The organism is Protofrankia sp. Cas4 (genome assembly GCF_963555915.1).
Lineage (GTDB): Bacteria > Actinomycetota > Actinomycetes > Frankiales > Frankiaceae > Protofrankia.
Genome location: NZ_CAUVXL010000184.1, coordinates 15,519 through 39,962 on the forward strand (window position 1 = coordinate 15,519; position 24,444 = coordinate 39,962).

The 24,444-nt window shown below is 69.3% G+C and carries 17 protein-coding genes; 3 read left to right on the forward strand and 14 right to left on the reverse strand.

All coding sequences use genetic code 11. The features are described 5' to 3' along the window. Positions 1 to 37: 37 nt before the first annotated feature. The 5 genes from U9979_RS16970 to ftsZ form a co-directional block, all read right to left on the reverse strand. Positions 38 to 1,003 (reverse strand): DivIVA domain-containing protein, encoded by a 966-nt coding sequence (locus U9979_RS16970; RefSeq protein WP_322747504.1) that lies wholly within the window; start codon positions 1,001 to 1,003, stop codon positions 38 to 40. Between the two features lie 91 nt (positions 1,004 to 1,094). Then, complete coding sequence (locus U9979_RS16975) at positions 1,095 to 1,349, reverse strand: YggT family protein (RefSeq protein ID WP_322747509.1); 255 nt, start codon at positions 1,347 to 1,349, stop codon at positions 1,095 to 1,097. An 84-nt stretch (positions 1,350 to 1,433) separates the two neighbouring features. Beyond that, positions 1,434 to 2,015 carry a cell division protein SepF gene (locus U9979_RS16980; protein WP_322747505.1) on the reverse strand — a complete coding sequence of 194 codons (582 nt, stop codon included), beginning with the start codon at positions 2,013 to 2,015 and terminating at the stop codon, positions 1,434 to 1,436. A 10-nt stretch (positions 2,016 to 2,025) separates the two neighbouring features. Further along, positions 2,026 to 2,859 (reverse strand): YggS family pyridoxal phosphate-dependent enzyme, encoded by an 834-nt coding sequence (locus U9979_RS16985; RefSeq protein WP_322747506.1) that lies wholly within the window; start codon positions 2,857 to 2,859, stop codon positions 2,026 to 2,028. 257 nt (positions 2,860 to 3,116) lie between these two features. Then, the gene (gene ftsZ, locus U9979_RS16990) at positions 3,117 to 4,637 is read right to left on the reverse strand and encodes a cell division protein FtsZ (RefSeq protein ID WP_322747510.1); all 1,521 of its coding nucleotides are present in this window, start codon (positions 4,635 to 4,637) and stop codon (positions 3,117 to 3,119) included. 1,328 nt (positions 4,638 to 5,965) lie between these two features. Between ftsZ and U9979_RS16995 the strand changes: the two genes are divergently transcribed. After that, the gene (locus tag U9979_RS16995) at positions 5,966 to 9,583 is read left to right on the forward strand and encodes an AAA family ATPase (RefSeq protein WP_322780162.1); all 3,618 of its coding nucleotides are present in this window, start codon (positions 5,966 to 5,968) and stop codon (positions 9,581 to 9,583) included. A 28-nt stretch (positions 9,584 to 9,611) separates the two neighbouring features. On the opposite strand, the gene U9979_RS17000 is transcribed toward U9979_RS16995, so the two are convergent. From U9979_RS17000 to murC (U9979_RS17010), 3 genes are read right to left on the reverse strand one after another with little or no spacing between them, the layout of a single operon-like run. Further along, positions 9,612 to 11,456, reverse strand: a complete 1,845-nt coding sequence (locus U9979_RS17000) for a hypothetical protein (protein WP_322780163.1) — start codon at positions 11,454 to 11,456, stop codon at positions 9,612 to 9,614. Between the two features lie 36 nt (positions 11,457 to 11,492). Then, positions 11,493 to 11,648: a hypothetical protein gene (locus U9979_RS17005; protein ID WP_322780164.1), complete on the reverse strand. Its 156-nt coding sequence runs from the start codon at positions 11,646 to 11,648 to the stop codon at positions 11,493 to 11,495. A gap of 23 nt (positions 11,649 to 11,671) precedes the next feature. Beyond that, on the reverse strand, positions 11,672 to 13,105 hold the full coding sequence (gene murC, locus U9979_RS17010) for a UDP-N-acetylmuramate--L-alanine ligase (RefSeq protein WP_322751141.1): 1,434 nt from the start codon (positions 13,103 to 13,105) through the stop codon (positions 11,672 to 11,674). Positions 13,106 to 13,284: 179 nt separating this feature from the next. Between murC (U9979_RS17010) and U9979_RS17015 the strand changes: the two genes are divergently transcribed. Beyond that, the gene (locus U9979_RS17015; RefSeq protein ID WP_322780165.1) at positions 13,285 to 13,857 is read left to right on the forward strand and encodes a Uma2 family endonuclease; all 573 of its coding nucleotides are present in this window, start codon (positions 13,285 to 13,287) and stop codon (positions 13,855 to 13,857) included. Positions 13,858 to 14,333: 476 nt separating this feature from the next. Here the strand turns inward: U9979_RS17015 and murC (U9979_RS17020) are convergent, their stop codons facing one another. From murC (U9979_RS17020) to ftsW, 4 genes are all read right to left on the reverse strand, one after another. Further along, positions 14,334 to 15,770, reverse strand: a complete 1,437-nt coding sequence (gene murC / locus U9979_RS17020; RefSeq protein WP_322780166.1) for a UDP-N-acetylmuramate--L-alanine ligase — start codon at positions 15,768 to 15,770, stop codon at positions 14,334 to 14,336. Between the two features lie 29 nt (positions 15,771 to 15,799). After that, positions 15,800 to 16,930 carry an undecaprenyldiphospho-muramoylpentapeptide beta-N-acetylglucosaminyltransferase gene (gene murG / locus U9979_RS17025; RefSeq protein WP_322780167.1) on the reverse strand — a complete coding sequence of 377 codons (1,131 nt, stop codon included), beginning with the start codon at positions 16,928 to 16,930 and terminating at the stop codon, positions 15,800 to 15,802. Positions 16,931 to 17,002: 72 nt separating this feature from the next. Next, the gene (locus U9979_RS17030; RefSeq protein WP_322780168.1) at positions 17,003 to 18,238 is read right to left on the reverse strand and encodes a PLP-dependent aminotransferase family protein; all 1,236 of its coding nucleotides are present in this window, start codon (positions 18,236 to 18,238) and stop codon (positions 17,003 to 17,005) included. Between the two features lie 189 nt (positions 18,239 to 18,427). Next, positions 18,428 to 19,912, reverse strand: coding sequence for a putative lipid II flippase FtsW (ftsW, locus tag U9979_RS17035; protein WP_322780169.1), 1,485 nt, complete (start codon positions 19,910 to 19,912; stop codon positions 18,428 to 18,430). Positions 19,913 to 20,218: 306 nt separating this feature from the next. Here ftsW and U9979_RS17040 point away from each other — a divergent pair, with 306 nt between their 5' ends. Further along, the gene (locus U9979_RS17040) at positions 20,219 to 21,604 is read left to right on the forward strand and encodes an FAD-binding oxidoreductase (RefSeq protein WP_322780170.1); all 1,386 of its coding nucleotides are present in this window, start codon (positions 20,219 to 20,221) and stop codon (positions 21,602 to 21,604) included. A 23-nt stretch (positions 21,605 to 21,627) separates the two neighbouring features. On the opposite strand, the gene murD is transcribed toward U9979_RS17040, so the two are convergent. Further along, positions 21,628 to 22,968, reverse strand: a complete 1,341-nt coding sequence (gene murD, locus U9979_RS17045) for a UDP-N-acetylmuramoyl-L-alanine--D-glutamate ligase (protein WP_322780171.1) — start codon at positions 22,966 to 22,968, stop codon at positions 21,628 to 21,630. Further along, positions 22,943 to 24,271 (reverse strand): hypothetical protein, encoded by a 1,329-nt coding sequence (locus U9979_RS17050; protein ID WP_322780172.1) that lies wholly within the window; start codon positions 24,269 to 24,271, stop codon positions 22,943 to 22,945. Before U9979_RS17050 ends, murD begins: the two co-directional genes overlap by 26 nt. Positions 24,272 to 24,444 lie beyond the last annotated feature (173 nt).

Consider the following 24,444-nt stretch of genomic DNA (forward strand, 5'->3'; position numbering starts at 1 on the left):
GCCGGTCAGGCGTTTCTAGAAGTGTCCTGCGGTGTCGCTAGAAGTCCTGGAGCCCGCTCGGGTCCCGACGGGCGGGTTCCATGTCGGGCCCGCGGACGCCGCCGTTGTCACTTCCCCGTGCCATCGCTCCCGCGCCCAGTGGCGGCCCAGGTGGGAACGTCGACGTGGCACCCGGACCAGGTGCCGGATGTGAGCCGGCTGCGATCCCGGCCGGCGGCGGGGGCGGTGCGCCGGCGCCGGGGTTGAGCGGAGGCCGCGGGGTGCCGCCCGGGCCGACGGCCGGCTGGGTCGGCATGCCGTCCAGGTCGCGTAGCTGCATCTCCAGATAGGCGCGCAGCCGCGTGCGGTACTCCCGCTCGAATGCGCGCAGCTGCTCGACCTGGCCCTCCAACCGGCGCTTGTCGTCCTCTAGGCCACCGAGCTGCTCGGTGACGTGCGCCCGGGCCTCTCCGATGATGCGGTCGGCGTCCGCACGGGCTTCACGCCGCGCCCGGTCGGATTCGTTGCGGGCCTCCCGCAACGCTTCGTCCGCCGTACGCTGTGCCAGGACAAGCGTGCGGGCCACCCGCTGTTCGATCTCGGCATCGAGCTGGGAGTTGCCGGTACGGGTCGTCGCAGCCTGGGATGGCGCCGGCACCGCCGGCATCACCGCCGTCGCCGCAGCCGGCGCTGCGGAGGGGCGTTCGCGGGCGGCCTGTGCGGCCGCAACCGCCTGTGCGGCCTGCGCCTGTGCCTGGCCTACCTGGCGCCGCGCCTCTTCCAGCTGCCGGCGCAGCTGTTGGTTCTCCTCAAGCATCTGGGCGGGTACACCTGGGCCGCCGCCGCCACCCGCGCGACGTGCCTCGTCGAGTTGTCGACGCAGGTCGGTGTTCTCGTCCAGAAGTCTGGTGAGCTCGCTCTCGACATCGTCGAGGAAGGAGTCGACCTCGTCCTCGTTGTAACCGGTGCGGAACCGGGTCGGACTGAAGACCTTGTTCTGCACGTCCTGCGGTGTCAGAGCCACGTCGCCTCCTCATGATGCGGCATTGCCGCTCCCCCGGAGAGGGCGGTCCAGCGGCGGTCTGCCGCGCGCGTTCGCCGTGTCCGCGACTTCGTCACAGGCCATCCGCGAGTCTCCGCAAGACCATGATCACAATTAAGATCAATAAAAATCCGAGGTCGAACGCGACGCTACCCACCCGCAGGAGAGGAATGAACCGCCGGACGAATCTCAACGGAGGGTCGGTGACTGTGTACACAGACTCAAAGACTAGTACCAGGACTCCGGCGGGTCTGAAGGTGTGGCTCATCGAGAGCACAAGATCTATCACTGCACGCGCAATCATCAGCAGCAGATAGACAAGCAGCAGCGCAGAGATCACGTCACCAAGTGCGCCGATGGCGGACTCTCCTGTGCCTGCGGGGACCGTGGTCCGGTGACAGTTGACATATGATCAAGACTGATTGTAGAAGCCACCCTCGCGGATGCGCCGCTTGTCGGTCTCGGTGACCTCGACGTTGTGCGGCGAGAGCAGGAACACCTTGTTGGTGACCTTCTCGATCGACCCCCGCAGGCCGAAGACCAGGCCCGCTGCGAAGTCGACCAACCGTTTGGCATCGACGTCATCCATCTCGGTCAAATTCATGATAACCGGAGTCCCGTCGCGGAACTCCTCCCCGATCTGCCGTGCCTCGTTGTAGCTGCGCGGTTGCAGGGTGGTGATGCGATAAGGCGACGGCTCCTCGGCCGCGGGTGGTCGGCGCATCGGGACCGGACCTGTCGGCCGGAGTTGTTCGACCGGGGGACGACGCGGCATCGCAGGCGGCTCCTCACGTGCATCAATACGACGAACCGACCGCTCCGCGGGCATGGGCTCACGGTCGTCACGTCGGTCGTCACGTCGGTCGTCACGCCGATCGTCACGCCGATCGGCGTGGCCGGCGTCGTGACCGCCATCGTCGTACTCGTCTTCGAGGTAGTCTTCGTCCTCCTCGGCCAGGCCGAGGTAGACCATCGCCCTGCGCGCGACACCCATGGGCGCGACTCTAAGGGACACCACGCCGTTGACCGAACAAAGCCGTCCCGATGCGAAGGTGTGTCGCGCCTTCGGCCACTGCGTCCGCAAGGTCCCCGGACATGCCAGCGCTGATCACCGACGCCTCGGGATGCTCCCGCCGAAGCACGTCCGAAACCTCACGTAACCCGGCGAAGGCCGGGCGAGCTGGCACATCACGTGGCGCAACCCCCATCACCCCGGCGAGGACGAGGCCCGGCATGGCCGCCACGAGGTCGCCGAGGGCGGGTATCTCGGCCGGGCGCGCACCGCCTCGACCGGCGTCGACGCCATGGCCGTCCAGCGACACCTGCAGGCAGACGACGATCTCCCGACCGTGCACGACCGCCGCGGTGGACAGCGCGGTAACCAACGACGCCCGGTCGACCGATTGAACCCAATGCGCCCATCTGGTCACCGACCGTGCCTTGTTGTGCTGAAGTTGGCCGACGAAATGCCAACGGGGCGGGGACACCGGCGGGGACGCAGCCGAAACCTCGCTGTCAAATAGGTGCTTCGTCACATCCGCCACCTTCGGGCGGGCCTCCTGGTCACGGTTTTCTGCGAAGTCGGTGACCCCCAGCCCGCACAACACCACGACATCCGCCGCCGGCCAGGTCTTGCTCACCGCGACAAGGGTGAGCTCACCGGTGGCACGCCCCGCCGCAGCCGCCGCGGCGGCAATCCGGTCGCGGACGTCGGCGAGGTTGAGCCGCAGATCCTCGTGCCGCCCGCCAGTGGCGCTCACGGCCAGCTCCGCCCGCGCGCCGGCGGGGATGCCACCCATTGACGCCGACACCGGGTCAGGGCCGCCAGAACCGCTCACAGCGCCGTCCCGGGCCCTCTCAGAGCGACCGGCAACGGGGACGCGGCGTCGCGCGCGGGGCCGGGGCGCGCAGCTCGCCGCATCGCTCCCCGTCCATCGCTACCCGTCCATCGCTGCGCGATGGACGGGTAGCCCGGCTCCGTCGGTCGACACCCAACACCTCCGGTGCCTCCTCCGCCGCCTCGCGATCTACGCACCCCAGCCCCGCTCCTTGATCCACGCCCCTGCTGCCGGGCACTCCTACTTGCCGAGCGCTCTTACTTGAGGAAGTCGGGGACGTCGAGCTCGTCGTCATCCTCGGGAACCGGCCGGACCGGCCGCCGCGGCGCCGGATAGCTCGGCCGATGGCCCTCCCGCGGCTCCCGATACGGCGGGTAGCCCTGATCGGCACCGGACTCGGCGCCGTCGCGTCGAGACGACGAGCCGTCGTTGCCGTAGTCCCGGTCGTCGGACACGTCCGCCACATGCCCGGGAGCCGACGTCCGCGGCTGACCCGGTTGGGACGGGGCGAACGTCGGCTGGGGGTTGTAGGCGGCCGGCGAGGAATAGGTCGGCTGCGGGTTCGGCGCGGACGCGGGCGGCGGTGTGTGCGCCGGTTGCGGTGCCGCGGCAACCGGTCGGGGTTGCGGCGTCGACGGGGCGAAAATCGGCGGCGACCCGACCGTCGTCGGCGAGGTGGACGGCGTCGTCGGGGACGAGGGGGAGCTCGTGCCCGACGTCATGGCAGGGGCTCCGGACGCTCCGGCGGTACCCGCACCGGCGGCCCCGGGTGCACCCGACTGACCGTTGCCGGGCCGGCGGGTGCTCGCCAGACCGCGGGTCCGGCGGTCCTGGACGGTGTCGAAGCCCGCGGCGATGACCGTGACCCGGACCTCGTCGCCGAGGGCATCGTCGATCACCGCACCGAAGATGATATTCGCTTCGGGGTGGGCGGCGTCCGCGACCAGCTCGGCCGCGGCGTTGATCTCGAACAGGCCGAGATCGGAGCCACCCGAGATGTTGAGCAGCACGCCCTGGGCACCGTCCATGCTGGCCTCCAGGAGAGGCGAGGCGATGGCCTGTTCGGCCGCGACGATGGCGCGATCGTCCCCACGGGCGCGTCCGATACCCATCAACGCGCTGCCCGCATGCGACATGACGGTCTTGACATCGGCGAAGTCCAGGTTGATCAGACCGGGTGTGGTGATGAGGTCGGTGATGCCCTGGACACCGGAGAGCAGGACCTGGTCGGCGCTGCGGAACGCGTCCAGCACGCTGATGTCACGATCCGTCATCGCCAGCAACCGGTCGTTCGGAATGACGATGAGCGTGTCGACTTCGTTGCGCAGGGCGTCGATTCCCGCGTCCGCCTGGGTAGCCCGGCGGCGCCCCTCGAACGTGAACGGGCGGGTGACGACACCGATGGTCAACGCGCCGAGCGACCGGGCGACATTGGCCACCACAGGCGCGCCGCCGGTGCCGGTGCCACCGCCTTCCCCAGCGGTCACGAACACCATGTCGGCGCCCTTGAGGACCTCTTCGATCTCCTCGCGGTGATCTTCGGCAGCCTGGCGACCGACCTCTGGGTCGGCACCTGCGCCGAGTCCTCGGGTGAGCTCCCGGCCGACGTCAAGCTTGACGTCGGCGTCGCTCATCAGCAGGGCTTGGGCGTCGGTATTGATCGCGATGAACTCGACGCCCTTGAGCCCGACTTCGATCATGCGGTTGACGGCGTTGACGCCGCCACCGCCAATCCCGACGACCTTGATCACCGCCAGGTAGTTCTGAGGAGCTGCCATGCGGTGTCGGTCCTCCAGCGGCATCGGTGGGCGGACGGGGGACATGCCCCAGCCGCCCGGTGCGGCGGGGAAGGCGGCGCCGAGTGGTTGGAGCAGGGAACGGCTGATGAGCTTCAACCTTCACCGTCAGCTAGACGGTTAATGTTATGTCAACTTCCAACCGTGGACCGGACAGTAGGGACGCGCAACGCGGCGGTCAAGGACGCGCCCGGCGCGTCACGCCGAACCTTCGCGTCCATCGGGTCACATCATCGCTCACCCAGCTGACCACTGCAGCTCGATCCCCCGATCCGGGTATGATGACCCGCCGACCGCCACCCTGTGGCGCGACACACACTCGAAAGGTGGCTCCCACCTCGAGCACGAAGATGCGAAAAATACCATGATCGTACCACATCCAGGCGACCTGGACCCATTTTTGATCGTGGCCGGAACCACGGGATGGGCGGCTCCGGACACGACCGGCCGCAACGCGATACGCGCGGTAACCGAATATGTACGACCAAAAGCAGCGCATCCCGTCAGAACAGACCGTACACGTCGCCTTACACAAGACGGCCCGCGGCACCGATCTGAAACGATTCTCCGCGTCGACCCGGTGTGGCTCCCCGCTTCGCACCACCGGACGAGATCCTATTTTCACGACAATACGACACCGCCCGTAACGTCGACGTCAGCCCCAAACGCCAAAGCACGGACAACGAATTCGAATTCCGCAACCGACCGGCAATGACCAGCGACGACGAGCGACGACGAGCGACGACGAGCGACGGGAATGGGCGAGGACCGGTGCCGGCCGGGACTCGAGCGCCACCGCCACGCGGCCCCAGCGGCCCCAGCGGCCCCAGCGGCCCCAGCCAGCGCGCAGCGACGTCCCGCATCCGAAGCACGCAAGAAGGACCGAAGGTGACCACAAAACGCACCAGCTCGATTACCGGATCGGAAACAACCCGGGCTGCAGGAGCTCATTTGTACACTAACAGCGACGTCCGGTAATTCCTCGCAGCGATCCCGCCGGTTGACCGAGGCCGTACGATCATGGCTCTTTTCACACCGGGGTCTGAAGTCCCATCGCGCAGCGGAGCGACCCGACAGATCCGCGCGGCCCCGATGAGGACCCCTGGTTACCCGCACGTTCCCCGCCGATGTTTTGATATCCCGGGACGGGCTTGAGCCACCGAGCTGCACCCGAAGTGCCAACGAGCCGAAGGTGCCGAAATCGTGATCTTTTCAGGGTCGCCGGCCCTGAAAAGGCGACGCGGACCAAAAGCGAACAACCACCGGCCTTCGTGCCAATGAAGGCCCCGGGCAATCGAAGGGGGTGCGAGGTGGCCGCCGCCAACACGGCCGCCGGCCCTGCCGGCCGACCGCTTGCGATGGACGAGGCCGGCACGGAGCCCGGCCCGCGGATGCGCCTGGTCGCCAGCCGTGACGCAGCCACTCAACCCGCGGAACCTCCAGCTCCGCGTGAGCCCGGGGCCCGACCGAACCCGACATCCACGGGCACGGTGACCTTGCTGTTCACCGACATCGAGGGTTCGACCCGGCTCGTCCGCCAGTTTGGTGATCTTTACGGTGAGATCCTGGCCGACTGCCAGCGTCTGCAGCGTCACGCATTCGACATCACTGGCGGCCGGGAGATCGACACCCAGGGTGACTCGTTCTTCATCGAATTCCGCACATCCAAGGACGCGGTGGCCGCGGCTGTGGCGGCTCAACACGCCCTGGCGGCCCACGCCTGGCCGGCCGACGCCCGGATCCGCGTGCGAATGGGCATCCACACCACCGAACCAACCCCGTGGACCGACCGTTTCGTCGGGCTCGGAGTGCATCGCGCCGCCCGGCTGTGTTCCGCAGGACACGGCGGTCAGGTGCTGTTGTCGGAGACCACGCACTCGCTCGTCGAGGACGGTCTGTCCACCGGTTTCGACGTCCGGTATCTCGGCGAACACTGGCTGAAGGACTTCGATCGGGCCGAGCGGATCTGGCAGCTGGTGATACCCGGCCTCCCCGATACGTTCGCCCCGTTGCGGACCCCCGACTCCTCGCTGCTGGCCGCTCCGGACAGGAAACCGGCTGACGCCGACGACGTCGACCAGCCGGGCGCCCGGCACCTGGGCTGGCTGGACAACGTGGCGGACGCGCCCTTCGTCGGCCGGACGCACCAGCTTCGCGTGCTCCGGGAGGCCTGGGACCGGGCTCGATCGGGGGTCCGGGTACTCACGCTGATCAGCGGGGAGCCCGGCATCGGCAAAACCACTCTGGCTGCGCAGGTGGCGCGGACGGCACGCGACGACGGTGGGCTCGTGCTCTACGGCCGCTGGGACGAAGAGATTCTCGCGCCCTACCAGGGATACCGGGTGGCGTTGGGTGAGTACGCCCGCACCCGCCCGAAGTCCGTGCTGCGCGCCGAGCTCGGCGAGCACGCCGACGAGATCTCCCGGCTGTTCCCCGAGGTTACCGAGCGCGTCGGGGTTGTCGGTGCCCCCCTGGCCGGCAACGCCGAGGCCGAGCGCTTTCGCCTGTTCGAGGCCCTCGACGGTTGGCTGCGCGCGATCGCCTCCCGACGTCCCGTGGTCGCCATCCTCGATGACCTGCAGTGGGCGGACCGCTCGTCGCTACTCCTGCTGGCGCACCTGATGCGGCTGCCGCGGGCGACACCGCTGCTGGTGATGGCCACCTACCGCGACACGGGCCACGGAGAGCTGGCGTCCTTCCTGCCGGCACTGACTCGCGACACCGAGTGCCGGCGGGTGCGGTTGGGCGGGCTCGACCCCGAGGAGACCGTGGCGTTGGTCGGGCGGGTCTGGGGTCGGGACCTCACCGAACCAGGCCGCGAGTTGGCCCTCGAGTTACAGGCCGACACGGCGGGCAACCCGTTCTTCCTGACCGAGATGGTGCGCCACCTGGTCGACCTCGAAGCGTTGGCGTCACCTTCCGGAGAACCCGGGCCGCCGGCGGTGCGCGACAAACATGATCGCACCGCCTTTGGCCAGTCACTGACCGGAGAACCCGGGCCTCGGACGGGCTCCGGGGCCGTAGAGATCCCTGAAACCGTGCGCGATGTGGTGCGGTGGCGCCTGAGCCGGCTGTCCCCGCAGTGCCAGCCGACGCTCGCCGTCGCGTCGGTGATCGGCCACGAATTCGACATCGACGTCCTGGCCGCCGCGGCACCGATCGATGACCTCGACCTGCTCGACCTGCTCGACGAGGCCGGGCAGGCCGGCCTGGTACATGAGGCTTCCGACGCCCCCGCGCGCTACGTCTTCGCCCATTCGGTGGTGCGCCGGGTGCTGCGCGACGGTCTGGGCCGTACCCGTACCGCACGGCTGCACCGGCGGATCGCCGACATCCTGGCGGAGCGCCCGGGAACGGCACCGGCCGAGCTCGCCCACCACTACTGGGAATGCACGGACCCGGCTGTTACCGACCGGACCACCTATTACGCGCGCCTCGCCGGCGACCGCGCGCTGCAGGAAGCAGCGTTCGACAACGCCGTATTCCACTACGGCCGGGCACTGGAGGTCCTGGACCGGCACGGAGGAGGCAGCGAGACGCAGCTTTGTGAACTTTTGCTCACCCTTGGTGATGCCCACGGCCGGGCCGGGGAGTATCGGGCCCGGGACGCACGCTTCGAGCGGGCCGCCGCGGTCGCCCGCTCGGCCGGTCCGGATGCCGGTCCGGATGCCGGTCCGGATGCGGCTGCGCTTTTCGTCCGCGCAGCGCTCGGCTACGGCGGGGTCCTGCCGGCGGCGGTGAGCCCGAACGCGCAGGCACGGGCGCTTCTCACCGAAGCGCTGGAGCGACTCGGTGCCGCTGACAGCGCCCCGCGCGCCAGGGTGCTCGGACGGCTGGCTCACTGGGCCCACTACGAACGGCCCTATTCCGAGCGGGTGGCCATCTGCGACGAGGCGGAGACGATCGCCCGTCGGTTGGATGACCGGGCGACCGTCGCCGCCGTCCTGTACCACCGTTGCTGGGCCCTGGACGGCCCGCGCGACGTTGACGACCAGCTCGCCGCGGCCGCCGAGATCCTGCGGCTCGGCGAGGAACTTTGTGATCATGAATTACTGCTCGAGGGATTGCGGGTCAAACTCACCGCGCGCTTCCGGCGGGGCGACTTCGAGCTGGCCACAGACACCGCCGCCACTCTCGCGGGCCTCGCCCGGGAACTGCGTCATCCCGAGTTTCTGCGGATGGCGACCATGTGGGACGTTGTCGTCGCCGCGCTTGAAGGCCGTTACGCGCATGCACAGGCCGACTCCGACGAGCTGCGCGCCCGGCTTCACCAGATCGGCCATCCCCAGACCGAACTGATCGCCATCGGCCAGGCGATTCCCACGATGTGGCTGCGCGGTGGCCTGGGCGATACCGCGGGGCACATCGACGACATCGCCGCCCGGCGGCCGGAGATGCGAATCTGGCCGGCGCTCAAGGCGTGGGTCGAGGCCGAGCGGGGCGCCGACGAGGAGGTCAGAAACATCCTCGGCGCCATCTCACCGACCGCCCCGGCCGCGCTCGACGAGAACTACCTGTGGTGGGGGACGATCGTCGCGCTCACCCGCGCGGCCGTCTCGGTCGGCGACCAGGCCTGGGCACAGGCCCTCTACGACCTCGCGCTGCCCTTCGTCCGTCACAACGCCACCATCGGTCTGGCGGGCTTCCTCGGTGCGGTGGCCCACCATCTCGGTGTGCTCGCGGGCACGCTCGGACGGTGGGACGCCGCCTGCGCACACCTTGAGACAGCGCTTGAACGCCACCACACCATGTCAGCCCGACCGTTCGTCGCACTGACGCAGGTGGAGTACGCGGGCATTCTGGTCTCCCGCAACGCCCCCGGCGACCGGGAACGCGCCCGCGACCTGCGTGCGGCCGCACTCACGACAGCTGCCGATCTTGGACTCGAAACGGTCCGGACGATCGCCGCACGGATGACCCTCGACTGATCACCGGCCGGGCAGCACCGGCCGGTGATCAGAGCGCGGCGGTGGGCTCGAGGTGGCTCAGAATGAGGGGGTAGACGTCGCGGTCGGCATCCTGACCGATGATCGCGTCAAGGTGGGCGTAACCAGGTAGCAGGCTACGGCTGTACAGGCCGGGGCCGTTGGCCTCGCGAAGCCAGTGCATGGTCCGCGCGCTTCCATCCGGCAGAAAAATGTAGTTGTCCGTTCCCTGCAGGAAACGGATGGGCAGCCGCAGGAACTCCGCGCTCGTGGTGTAGACGTCCTGGCCGCGGTCATCGACGGCCCTGCTCCCCCGCATCATCAACGCCAGGTGCCGTAACGCGGTGAGATTACCGACACCGAACATGTCGTTGAGCGCCTCATGGGTCGCCTGGTTCAGTCGCGCGTGGCGATGGGTGCAGCCGTAGATGGCGTTGATCCAACGGCACAACGCCTGACCGCATCGTTCGGAACCGGCCATCGGCAGCGCCCGCAATGTCAGGTCGACCGCGACGGCGGGCGGGGTGAACCGCCCCGGCCGAACAAGGCTCAGGCCGACACCGCCCAGTAGCTCCCCGACCCGCGCCGCGGCCTTGAACCGGTTCAGCGGCGAGGTGACCGGATGCAGCGGGAACTGCGCGCAGACCGCCGAGCGGACCCCGGGTAGTTTGCCCGCCGCCAGCGCCATCAGCAGTGATGCCGAACCCACGCAGTGCCCGTAGGCCTGCACGCTCGGCGCCGCGGTGACGCGCCGGACCTCGTCGACAGCGGTCGGCCAGTCCTGCGTGGCGATGACGTCGATGCTGAACTGACCCGCTGAGGAGGGCAGCTCGATGGATGCGCGGTAGTCGAACAACCACACGTCGTACTGCTGCTCTACGAGGAACTCGGCCAGGTTGGTGCGGATCGTGTCCGCCAGAAACGCCGACGTCGACATGCCGAATCCGGAGGCCAGCAGGACCGGCCCCTTGGTCCCGCCCTGGTACCGGATGAGCCGCAGCCAGCCGTCCATCCCCACCTCGGTCCCCTCATGCCAACGGCCGCCCGCACCGCACCACCGAACCTCGGGAACCGGCAGGCGTAGCTGCCGGCGCGACGGCCGCCCCGCAAGACGACTGGGCGCGGCGGGGAATCGGCGGGCCTCGTCCAGCGGGCCACCGTAGATCCGCAGCAGGTATCCGGCAAGCAGCTTGACGACCGCCAGTTCGTAGGACCGGCGGCGGCCGGCGGGAACGCCCAGCACCTCAACCGCCCGCAGATTCCGGACGAAGTCCGCGAACGCGATACGCGCAATGCCCACGCCGAGTGTCCCAGCGGTGACCGATCCCACGGTGAAGTAAAGGGTTGTCGCATCCGACCACGCATCGAAACCAGGGCGGTCGTGCAGAACCTTGAAGCCGTCGAGAACGTAGCCATCACCGTCAGCTGCGACCAGTGACAGCCGATAACGAACGTGCCAGGTCTCGACCTGGGTGACAACGGGTTCGAACAGCACGACTTCGCCGCCGACAATCGTCAGCGGATCTGCGGACAGCACCGGGATCCGCACGCTGCCCGACGGGCGCCCCGGCGTGGCCTGGTCATGAACAAGCGCGTCGGCGTCCTCGAAGTCAGCCGTGAGGACTATCTCGACCGATGTTCGCCCGGACCGCCCGAGAAGATCCTTGGAGCCCGCGAGCGCGTCGACGAAACCGTGATCGGCCGTTCCCTGACCGGCGGACCAACCGGCCTGGAAGTCCTCGGTCACCCCGGTCGACAGATAGCCCGTCAACCGCTCGCGTAACCGCAGGGCCGGGCGAGGCGGTTGATCCTGATCCGACGGCTGGTCCGACGGCTGATCGGCCGACGGAACCTCCGGCATGGAAAGACCGCTCATTATCTCTCCCCCAAATCACTGCAGGACCATGCCATGTCACCGCGTGGCCGGCGTGGCCGCGATGCCCATCCATGCCGAGTTCGCCGAGTTCGCCGAGTTCGCCGAGTTCGCCGAGTTCGCCGAGTTCGCCGAGCACAGTCCCATATCCGCGTCGGCTACGTCACTGTCCGCCAGCCGACATGGCGCTGACATGCGGCACGTCTGCCCGAGCGCCGCTATCCCAACGCGTCGAGTACCCACCGACCCACGTCGGTTATCGTGCCGGCCCCCAGGGTCAGCAGCAGGACGCCGTCCGGCGCGGCCGGCAGACTGACCGACAGGTCGGTGGTGAGCCGGTCGGTGAGTTCCGCCCATGGGACGTAGTACGTCGTCTCCGGCACGAAGATCTTCTTGGCGAGGTCGCAGGCGTGCAGCCCCAGGGTGTCGTGCTCACGAGCGGCGTAGATGTCGGTGACGTACACCCGGTCGGCATCGGTGAACGCCTCGGCAAAATCATCCATCAGGGCGGCGAGCCGGCTGAACGTGTGCGGCTGCACGGCAACCCACACCCGGCGCGAGCCGGCCCGCTGGCGGGCCGCTGCCAGCGTCACCCTGATCTCGGTCGGGTGGTGGGCGTAGTCATCGACGATCTCCAACGGTCCGTGGCGGTCGGTCGATGCGGCGATGCCGACCCGCTCGAACCGGCGGGCCGCACCGGTGTAGGTCGCAAGGGTCGCGAGAGTGTCGGGCACGGCAAGGCCCCGCTCCGCGGCGACGGCGAGCGCCGCGAGCGCGTTGAGAACGGTGTGGACGCCCGGCAACGCAAGCGTGAGCGTCCCGATGTCGTGCCCGTCCCGGCTGACCGTGGCCTGGATGCCGCCGTCCGGCGTCGGGCGCGGGTCCACCGCCCGCCAGGTCCGGGCGGCCTGGAGACCGTAGTCGACGACTCTGGCATGCCCGGCCGGCAGAGCCGCGAGCACCGCCTGAACGCCGGGATGGTCCCCGCAGACGACCAGCGTCCCGCCGGGGCGGACCCGCGCGGCGAACGCGGTGAAGGCCACGCGCACGGCCGCCTCATCGGGGAAGAGGTCGGGATGCTCCCACTCGACGTTGGTGATCACGGCAAGCGCGGGGTCGAGGTTCGCGAACGCCCCGCCGTACTCGTCGGCCTCCAGGACGAACAGCGCTCCGGCTCCGACCAGCGCGTTGCCACCGAGCTGCGCGACCTCGGCGCCGATCACCGCGGTCGGGTCGACCCCGGCGGCCCGCAGCACCAGGGCGAGCATCGCGGACGTGGTGGTCTTGCCGTGCGAGCCGGCGACCGCGATCAGGTCGTAGCCGGCGGTCAGTTGCGGCAGCCAGTCGCTGCGTCGGCGGACCGGGACACCGCACCGCCGTGCGGCCGCCAGCTCAGGATGGTCGTCGGGGAACGCGCTGGACGCCACGACGACGTCCACGCCGGTCAGTTCCGCGGCCAGCACGGCCGGGTCGGTGACGGCTCCGACCCGAACCCGGGCGCCGGCGGCGCGCAGAGCGTCCAGGCGGGGTGCGTCCTGGGCGTCGCTGCCGCTGACCATCCCGCCACTGGCCAGGTGGATGTGGGCGAGCGCGGACAGGCCCGCCCCGGCTATTCCGAGGAAGCGAACGTGCTGAGGGTTCTCACCGGTCACGACAGGCAGTGAACACCACGCCGGGCTCCGGTTCCCCACGACCACGCCCCGTTTCCCACGGCCACGGCCCGCGCCCCACGCCCCACGCACCGCGCACCGCGCACCGCGCACCGCCGCTGCACACGACCACCGTTACACTGAAGATCGGATACTGCTCGGGCAGCCGAGGGGAGATCGGCATGACGGTCGTCCACCCGACGCCCCCGTTGGTGGTGCAGCTGCCCGGACGAGCACTCACTTTGGACGACGTGACCCAGCTGGCCGCGGCCGACGAGCTCCATCGATACGAACTCGCCGAGGGGAACCTGCTGGTCATGCCGCCAGCCGACACCGAACACGCCACGCTGATCACACAGCTCGTGGTATGGCTGGTCACCAACGGTTACAGCCCCGACCGGGTGCTGGCCACGCCCGGTCTCCGGATCACCGAATCATCCAGTGGCCGTAGTCCCGACGTGCTCGTCCTGCGCCGCCCGGCCCCGCGGGGCACCGTGTGGATCGACCCGGCCGACACCCTGCTCGTGGTGGAGGTCGTCTCCCCGGGCTCGGAGAACCTGGACCGCACGATCAAACCGGGCGAGTACGCCCGCGCCGGTATCGCCCGATTCTGGCGGATCGAACGGGACGGCGGTCCGGCGACAGCCCACATATACGCGCTGGGTATCGACGAGCGGGGCGAACCGGCCTACATCAGCCACCGGGCCGTGCTGCTCGACGAACTCCTCGCCGCCGCACCGCCACACCTGTCCTGACCAGGATCTGTCTCCCGGATCTTCACTGGCACCTACAAGGGCGGCCGCCATAGCGACCGATTCCACCTACTGTCGGACGACATTCGGCCGAACGGTAGGTGGTTCCGGTCATCAGGATGGCCTCAACGACCTACGCACCCCGGCCCCGTCACCCGGATTCTGTTCACCGGCGGCATCACCTGGCAGCTGGTGATGCCTCGTGGCCGAGATCACCGATCGCCGTTGGGCGGCCCCGGTGCCCACCTCTGTCCAGCATGTGGCCCGCGGCGCAGCGTTCGTCGGGTGAGGGTTTCGAGCTGGAGGCTCCAGCTCGAAACCCTCACTTCTCATCGCAGAGTACGACCGACACATCGATCCCGAGGGTAACGGCACGAACCACTCGAGCCGATGTCACGTGTTGAGAGCCCTTCTCAGGGATCACACGAAGAAACGGCCACGCGTGTAAGACAGGGCGGGTTCAAGATCCGGATGCTGTCTCAGCTGGACAGGGTTGCCCGTTCGGCGAGGACGCGCAGGAGCTCCCCGCCGAGCAGAGTCACGTCGCCTGCTCCGATGGTGAGCACCAGGTCGCCCGGACGCGCGAACGCCGCGACCCGGCCCGCCGCGGCCGACCAGGACGGCTCGTAGACGACCTGGTCGGCGGGCAGCGGCACTCGGGAGGCGATCGTCGCACCGCTGACCCCCGGGAGCTCCTGTTCCCCCGCGCCGAAGACATCCATGACCACCACGGCATCCGCGAGGCCCAGTGCGGCGCCGAACTCGGCGGCGAAGGCAACCGTCCGGCTGTAGAGGTGCGGCTGGAAAGCGACCACGACCCGGCCGCCCTCGGCGACGTCACGGGCAGTCCGCAACACGGCCATGATCTTTGTCGGATGGTTGGCATAGTCGTCGACCACCCGGATGCCCTCGACGCTGCCCTTGGCCTCGAACCGGCGGCGGACGCCGGCGAACCCGGCCAGCCCCTCCAACAGGCCGGCCGCGGGCAGGCCGAGCTCCAGCCCGGCGGCCAGCGCACCGGCCGCGTTGAGCAGATTGTGCCGCCCGGGTACCCGCAGGGTCAGCTCGCCCAACCGTCTGCCGCGCACGACCACCTCGCAGGTGGAGCCGGTCGGCGAGACCATCGCGAGCTCCACCCGGACGTGGGCGTCCACCGACTCGCCATAGGTGGTGACCCGCGGTGTCCCCGAGCTGCCTTCGGAGTCCCGCAGCGCGGTGACGAGCCTGGCCGCGCCGGGGTCGTCCAGGCAGGCCACCACAAAACCGTCCGGATCGACACCGTCGACGAACCGCGCGAACGCGGTCTCGACGTTTTCACGCTGACGGTAGTAATCAAGATGATCGGCTTCGACATTGGTGACGACCGCGCCGAACGGCTCAAGCAGCAGAAATCCGCCGTCGCTCTCATCGGCCTCAGCGATGAAAATCTCGCCCGAGCCGGCGTGCGCGTTGGAGCCGGCCTCATTGATGTCGCTGCCGGTGACAAACGACGGGTCGGCGCCGCACGCCTGCATCGCGACGGTGGCCATCAGCGTGGTCGTCGTCTTCCCATGGGTACCGGCAACCGCGAGCCCCTGGAATCCCTGCATCAGCGCGGCAAGCGCGGCGGCCCGCGAAACAACACGCAGGCCACGTTTTTTCGCCTCCTCGACCTCCAGATTTCCCGCCGGAATGGCCTGGGAGAAGATCACAGTACGGGCGTCGCCGAGATGGTGCGGATCATGACCAATCGCCACGTGGGCCCCGAGTGCCCGTAGCGCGGCCAATCGGCGGGTGTCCCGGGCGTCGCTTCCGGACACGTAGGCGCCGCGCCGCAGCAACAGCCGGGCGAGGCCGCTCATGCCGGCGCCGCCGATCCCCACGAGGTGGACACGGTCGAAGTTGTCCGGTAGCGCCCGAGCTGTCACAGGTGACATCTTGCCCCATCCATCGCCTCGGACCGGGTTCAGCGAGCCGCGTGGCGTGCCGGTTGCCGCCTGCGTGTGGCCGCGGCCTCACGGATCATCGACACGATCGCGTCCACGGCGTCGGGATGTCCGCAGCCTGAGCATGCCGCCGACATCTTGGCCAGCCGTTCCGACGAGGTGAGCAGGCCCAGCAGCTCCGCACGCACCCATTCGGGCGAGAAGCCGGCATCGTCGATCAGCAGGCCGCCGCCTGCCTCCACCGTCGCCAGGGCGTTGCGCCGCTGCTCACCGTTTCCGTGCGGGAGCGGCACGTAGGCGGCGGGCAGGCCGACCGCGGCCAGCTCCGCGCAGGTCATGGCGCCGGCACGACACAGCGCCATGTCCGCCGCCGCATACGCCGACGCCATGTGGTCGAGATAGGGCCGCACGACATAGGGCGCGGGCAGGTTCGGTGGCAGCGCCGCAAGCACCGTCTCGACGTTCTTGGGCCCGGCCGCGTGCAGGACCTGCGCCCCGCTCGCAGTGATCTCCTCGGCCATCGTACTGATCACGTCGTTGATGCGTCGGGCCCCCTGCGAACCACCGAAGACCAGCAACGTCGGATAGCCCGGGTGAAGGCCGTAACTGATCCGGGCCGCCCGGGCCGCCGTCGGCGACCGGTCGAGGTTCAGGATCTCCGGGCGCAGCGGGATGCCGGTGAGCCGGCCGCCGCGCAACGGAGTACTCGGGTAGGAAACAGCCACAAAGGGTGTGAACCGGGCGCCGATCCGGTTCGCCACTCCCGGAACCGGGTTGGCCTCGTGGACGACGATCGGGATACCTGCCCGGCGCGCGGCCAGGTAGGCCGGGACGGACACGTACCCGCCGAAGCCGACGACCACGTCCGCGCGCACCCGAGCCAGCGTCGCCGACGCCTGGCTGACGGCCCCGGCGAGCCTGCCGGGCACGGTGAGCAGGGACGGCGTGGGTGTGCGCGGCAGCGGCACCTTCGGGATCGTCACCAAGTCGTAGCCACGGGCCGGCACGAGCCTCGCCTCCAGCCCGGACTCCGTCCCCAGGACGGTCAGGCGTAGCCGGGGGTCGGCGGCCCGCAGGGCGTCGGCGACGGCCAGCGCAGGTTCTACATGGCCCGCCGTGCCACCGCCGGCGAGCACCACACTCCTCAGCATCGTCCACGACGATGACACACCCCAATAGTGGATCACCCCCCGGGTACCGTCACCACCCGTGTCGGGCCCTTGTCAGGCCCTCGACCCGAGGGCGGTGATCGCGGCGTCGGCCAGCCGGCGGGCGGCGAGCTCAAGGCGTTCCGGGGAACTGCCCGCAAACGACATCCGCATGGTCGCGGGGTCGGGATTGTGCACGGCGAACTGCGGGCCGGACACATAGGTCACCCCGCGGCGGACCGCGGCGTCGAGCAGGTCGTCCGCGGACAGGCCCGGCGCGACGACGCGCCCCCAGACGAACAGCCCACCGGCCGGGTCGTTGACCTCGACGACCCCGGCCAGATGTTCGCCGACGGCGGCGCGCAGGGCGCCGCACCGCCGCCCGTAGACGACCGGCAACGTCGCCAGGTGCGCGTCGTACCAGCCCGCCCGGCCCAGAAGCTCGATCAGGGCGTACTGCATCAGCGTCGAGGTGTGCAGGTCCGACCAGCGCTTCGCGCGGCCCACCGCGTCGGCGAGCGCGCTCGGCACCACCACCCATCCGACCCGGAGTCCCGGTCCGAGCGTCTTGGAGAATGACCCGATGGTGACAATACGATCACTGTAGGCTGCGATCGGTGGCACGGGACTGCCCCGAAAGCGCAGCGCCGGGTACGGCTCGTCCTCGGCCACCACGAACCCGTACCGCTCGGCCAGGTCCGCGAGTTCGCGGCGCCGGACATCGGTGAGCGTGGCGCCAGTCGGATTGTGAAAGGTCGCGACCGTGTAGACGAGCTTGGGACGCTGCCCGCCGGCCAGTCGTTCGGCGAGCGCGCCGACGTCCAGACCGTCGGCGTCGACCGGGATCGCCAGGAACTCCGGCTGGTACATCTCCAGACAGTGCAGCGAGCCTGGGAAGACCGGCTCGTCGATGGCCACGAGATCGCCGGGGTCCAGCAGCGTACGGGCGATGACATCCAGGCCCTGCAGCCCACCAGCGGTCACCACGACCTGGCTCGGGTCAACCAGGCGCCCACGGTCGGCCGACGCCCGGTCTGCGATCCAGGCGCGCAGCGCGGGAAGACCTTCGGCTGCCGAGTACTGCAGCGCGGCCGTTGCCAGCTTCGAGGTCGACACCTGGCGCACAGCCTCGCCGATCTCCGCGGCGGGCAGCGTCTCGCCAGCCGGCAGCCCACCGGCGAGCGAGATGACGTCGCCGACCTCACCGAGTCGCAGTGGGTCACGCATCACCCACGTTCCGAGCTCACCCATCCGGCGGGCGAGCGGAACCGGTCCCGGCAGGATCGCCTCAACCGACTCGCTGTCGCTCATAGCCTTCCACCCCCTTTGGCCCACCACCCCACCATCAAAAACCCAGGCCTCCGGGCGTGCGAAAAAAACCATGATCACACACCCTTTGGCCCACCAGGCCGCAGTTCGTGGGAAGGTACCCCATCGGTTCCAGGCTGCGACAACAGCACGGGCTTCTCCGCGCCCGGCGGGGCCGCGTTCAACAGTGGGTCAACGGCGTGCGGCTGCGGACATCCCGTCGGTGATGTCGCCACCGCCACCGCCGCCACCGGGACCACCGCCACCACCAGCGCTGCGTCCGCCGCCACCACCACGGTTACCACGACGGCGCTCACCCGATCCGCCCCGGGCAGCCCGCGTGCGGGATCGGAACCGGCGCCCACCACCGGAGCTGGCCTCCCGTGCCTCCCGAGCCTCGCGTCGGGCCGCAGCCCTGGCGCCGAGCATTGCCGCCGCCGCGGGTTCGTGCCGGGCGAACGACAGCAGCATCCCGACCGTGAGCATCGTGGGAACCAGCGCGGAACCCCCGAAGGAGACCAGCGGCAGCGGGATGCCGGTAATCGGGAGCAGCCCCACCACGGCACCCATGTTGATCATTGCCTGGCCGAGCAGCCACCCGGTGGCGGAGGCGGCGGCGAGCTGAACGAACGGGTCCGCCGTACGGTGGGCGACCCGGATGCCGGCGAACCCGAGAACGGCGAACAGGATGACGACGACCAGCGTGCCGAGCAGGCCGAGCTCCTCACCGATGATGGCCAGGATGAAGTCGGTGTGGGCGTTGGGCAGCAACCCCGGCCATTTTTCCCGGGACGCGCCGAGGCCCTCGCCCCACCAGCCGCCGGAGGCCAACGCGTACAGGCCCTGGACCGCCTGGAAGCCGGTGTTGTGGGCGTCGGCGAACGGGTCCCGGTAGGACAGCAACCGTTCGAAGCGGTACGGCTCCCGGATGGCCAGGACGGTGCCGGCCAGCAGAATTACACCGCTGATCGACCCGAACACCCGCAGTGGGGTCCCGACCACCCACAAAAGGGTCAGCAGGACTACGAGCACCACGATCGTGGTCCCCATGTCCGGCTCCAGCATGATCATAATGGAGATCAGGAGTGCTCCGGGGACGAGCGGAACCAGCAGGTGCTTCCAGTTCCCCAGCAGCTTGCGTTTGCGCACCAGCAGATCCGCGCCCCAGAGCACGAGGCCGAGCTTGGCGATCTCACTGGGCTGCAGCGTGTACGGCCCCAGTTCGATCCACCGCTGGGCACCGTTGATCGACTTTCCGAACTGCGGAGTCAGCACGACCACCAGCAGGACCAAAGAGACGATCATGACCGGATACGCCAGCACCCGGAAAACCCGCACGGGCAGCCGGCTGGCCAGGACCAGCAACGGCAGGCCGATGCCGACCCAGGTGGCCTGTCGCGCGAACACCGCGTAGGACGAACCCAGTTCGTCGAACGACCGCACGCTGGATGCCGACAGCACCATCACCAGCCCGAGCAGCAACAGCAGGCCGGCCGAAGAGAGCAGCAGGTAATAGGAGGCCAGCGGCCGGGCGAGTACGGGTACCCGGGTGTCGTCGGCCCCGTGCCCACCCGGCTCGTGCCCACCCGGCTCGTGCCCACCCGGCTCGTGCCCACCCGGCTCGTGCCCACCCGGCTCGGGTCCGCCGCGCGCGGGCGCCTCCCCCCCGGTCACCACGTCCCACTCCCCTGCTCGTCACGCCTCTGCTCGTCAAGGAACACCCATGGAACACGCACACCGAGGCCACCGTCGTGCTCGCACCGCTCGCCCGGGGACGCGGTTATGGTCCCCGCACCGAATAGTCCACGCCGCCAGCCTGTTGGGCGCCGACCATCGCGGGTGTGTCGGGCACGAGCCTGCCCGACTCCGGTCCCCGGCCGGCTAAGTGGTCGGCAATACGGAGTCGGATGCCAACGTACGGTATCAGACCGGTAATTATCGCCGCAGCAGGCCCCTGACGAGGTTCTCGGACGAGACTGAACCATGTCGCGAAACCAGGTGGTCCAGACGCTGCAAGACGCGGTCGGTGACGCCCGTGTGCTGACCGACCCGGAGGTCATGGCCGGCTACGTCCGGGACTGGACCGGACGATTCGTCGGGCGGACGTGCGCTGTCGTGCGTCCGGTGGACACCGCGCAGGTGGCTGCCATCGTCGAGGCCTGCGCACACCTTGAGGTTGCGCTGGTGCCACAGGGGGGCAATACCGGGCTGGTCGGCGGCGGCGTCCCGACCCGCGGGGAGGTCGTGCTCAGTCTGCGCGGGCTCGGCGAGCCCCTGTGGATCGACGCCGCCGCCGGCCAGGCCACGGTCGGTGCTGGCGTACCGGTCGGTGTGCTGCGCGCGGCGGCGTCCGCGGCGGGCCTGGCCTACGGTGTGGACCTTGCCAGCCGTGACTCCGCCACGATCGGCGGCACCGTTGCCACGAACGCCGGTGGCCTGCGGGTACTGCAGTACGGGGACACCAGGGCACAGCTGCTCGGAGTGGAAGCGGTGCTCGGCGACGGCAGCGTGGTCTCCCATCTCACCGGGCTGTCCAGGGACAACACCGGCTACCACCTGCCGTCGTTGCTCGCCGGCAGCGAAGGTACCCTCGGTGTCGTCACCGCGGTGCGGGTCCGGCTTGTGCCGGCCACCCGGGCACGGGCGGTGGGTCTGCTGGGGCTCGCATCCGTTCCCGACGCGGTCACGGTGGCATCCCTGCTGCGCAACAGTCTGCCCGGGCTGGCCGCGGCCGAACTCATGCTGACCGCAGGTCTTGATCTTGTTGCGGAAACCTGCGCTCTGCCCCGACCGCTGCGTGGGACGCACCCGGCCTACCTCCTCGTCGAGGTCGGCGGGGACACCGCCGACGGGGAGACACCGCTCAACACGTTGGCGGAGGCGGTCGCCGGTCTGGCGGGCGTCAGGGACGCCTCGCTCGCCGGTGACCAACGTGGCTGCCAGGCGCTGTGGTCCTACCGGGAACGGCACCCCGAGTCGATCAACACCCTTGGGACGCCGGTGAAGATGGATGTCACCCTGCCCCTCGCCGGCCTTCCCACGTTCATCGATGCCGTACCCGCCACCGTCACAGCCATCGCGCCGCAGGCGAGGACATGGCTGTTCGGGCATGTCGCCGAGGGCAACGTGCATGTCAATGTGACCGGCGCGGAAACCGCCGGGGAACGGGTCGAGGACGGCGTGTTCCGGCTCGTCGCCGCCAGCGGTGGCAGCATCAGCACCGAGCACGGGATCGGTACGGCGAAACGACGCTGGCTCCCACTCAACCGCTCACCGGTCGAAATCGCCATGTTTCGGCGGATCAAGCAGGCCCTCGACCCGGTAGGCATTCTCAACCCGAATGTTCTGATCCCTCCGGACACGCTGTGACCACGACAGCCACCTATGACCACCTACTGTGACTGCACGCTGGTACGGCAGGTGTGCATGGCGAGCGCGAAGGCGGCGCCACGCTCGCGGTAGTCGCGAAAACGTCCGAAGCTCGGCGCCGCGGGCGACAGCAGGACGACGCCGTCGGGTCGTGCCCACCGGAACCCCTCGACCACAGCGGCGGCGAGGTCGGGCGTGTCCACCGTCGTGACATGTGGGCCGGCGCCGGCCTCGGTGACCTGACGGTGGATGTCGGGGCCGTTGTCCGGCACGGTGAGGACGAGCGTGTCCAGCATGCGGGTACGTAGACCGACAGCCAACGGCCGGTAGTCGATGCCACGGCTCTGACCGCCCACGACCACGGCGATTCTGCGGTCGCCGAAGGCCTCGACGGCGGCGAGTGTCGGCAGCACGTTGGTGGACAGGCCGTCGTCGACGAATGTGACGCCGTCGACTTCTCCGATCACCTGGAGCCGGCTGTCCAGCCCGGCGAACCCCTCGGCTGCGGTATGCAGCTTGTCGTCGTCGTCCGCCTCGGGTACTCCCAGTGCCCGCAGGCAGGCGCCGGCGATCAGGGCGTTGCGCCGGTTGTGCAGACCCAGCAGGCCCAGTTGCCGGATCCATTCGCCGTCCGGGCTGCCGTCAGCGCGCACCCATGCCACCCTCGGGCCGAGCAGGCCCCGGTGCGCGCGGATCAGGTCGCTGTCGCCGTTGGCGATGGTCAGATCGGCACCTGGTTGGGAGCAGACGGAGAGCTTGTCGCGAAAGTACGTCTCATGATCATTATCATGCCACGGCAGATGATCAGGATGCAGCGAGGTGACCGCAACCACCGGCGGGGAGCATGCCAGGTCGGTCGCCTGGTAACTGGACACCTCGATGATCCAAAAGTCGTAGTCGCCGCCGACCAGCGGATCCTGTGGCGGCACGCCGATGTTGCCCCCGACCAGGCACCGGTAGCCGAACCGGGTCAACAGATGCCCGGCAACCGCCGACGTCGTGCTCTTGCCCTTGGTCCCCGTCACGCAGACCACCTTCGACCGGTCTGCATCGACGAGCCACAGCCCCACCCCGCCGACCACGGGAATACCGAGCCGTCCGAGGTGCCGCACGGGCTCGCCGTACCGCGAGATTCCAGGCGCCTTGATGACGACATCACAGTGGGTGAGCGCGTCGAGGCCGCCCTGCGCTGTCACCAACAGCGGGCGGCCGTCGATGTCGGTCCGGGCGGGGGCGTCGTCGACGAGCACCGGCTCGATCCCCCGCGCGAGGCAGGCGCGCAGGTTGGCCTCGCCCTCACGGCCCAGGCCGTAGAGACCGACCGCGCGGCCGCACAGGTCAGACCAGGAGATCGTCGGGCGCATACCGGTCCGGAACGAAGTGTCGGCCGTGCGGGATGAGCAGCTCCTCAGGCGTGGGTTCCCCCGGTAGCGGACCGAGCGCGGCGAGGACGGGTGACGCACCGCGATCACGGCGTCCGGTGGCGAGCAGGGTAGCGACCCGGCACTCGGTGACGTCGCCGACGCACTCCCAGGGCTTGCTGTCCGCGGACAGGCCCAGTAGGGCGCGGAAACGGCCCAGTAGCGCCATGTCAGCCAGTGGTTCACGTCCGGCGAAGACCCGCCGCAGCGTCGGCTCGTCCATGAACGGGGAAAGAATCAGATCGATGAAACAGCACTTGTCGCACGTTCCGCACCAGTGGTCCAGCCGCTGTGCGGGGTCGATGTGGAAGGCGCGGTTACAGCTGCGGAAATGGTCGAAGTACTGCGGCAGCGCGGCGAAGCGCCGGGCGATCCAGAGCTCGGTGAACGGGCGCAGCAGGGAAAAATACTCCGGCCGGCCCCCGAAAGTCTCGGCGAGGACCGACCGCAGTGCGGTCTCGAACGCCTCGCCCTTGGAGTACTGGTGATTGATGGAGCGGCCGTCGACCTCGATGGTTCCCACCGACGCCGACCACTCGTTGGACATCACCACGGCGTCCCGCCCGTCCAGGACGGCGGCCATCACGGCGATCGCCGAGAGAATCCCCGTGACCGGCACATGCCCGTTGAGGAAACCGAGCTCCGCCGAGCGCAGCACCTGGTTGTCGATGAGCCGCTCCGCCCGGACCACCGGCAGGCCGGTGGCATCAGCGGCTCGTTCAATGGCCGCAAACCGGTCACCGGGCTGGTTGACGACGAACAGGGCCGGGTCCTTGGCCCTGGGCCGCAACAACTCCACGGTGACGATGGAGTCCACGCCACCGCCGAACGGCACCAGGGACCGGCCCTCGTCCGGGTTGAAGGCCACCGGAGTTTTCCGCGTCAGCGCCGGGCCGACGATCCGCAACTCGGAGAGATCAAGATTGTTGCGGTAGGCGAACTCACCCAGGCCGTCGAGATAGAACTCCTGTAGGAAGGCACGCTCGATATCCGTGACCGCGGTGTCACCGAGATCGATGAGCGGCGGAGCCGCCGACTTGTAGTACGAAACCGCAGCCACCAGGAACACCAGCCGTGCCGCGGCGGCAACGGCAGGCTCGCCCCACGCACCACCGCCGGGGAACGTCACCTCTTCGCGGAACTCCCGCCCGTCGAGGCGGTAGCGGCACACGAGCCGGTTATGGGCAGGATCCATGTCATAGCCGACATAGCGAAAACTTTCCCCGCGCCGGGGCGACCCGTTCACAGGACGTCCTTCCCACGTAGTGCTCCGGGAACTGCGGCCTCCGGCGATGCGCCAGAACCACGATCGCATCGCCTTTGGCCACTTAGTGCTCCGGGAACTGCGGCCTCCGGCGATGCGCCAGAACCACGATCGCATCGCCTTTGGCCACTTAGAGCGCCCGGCAATAGGGGGAC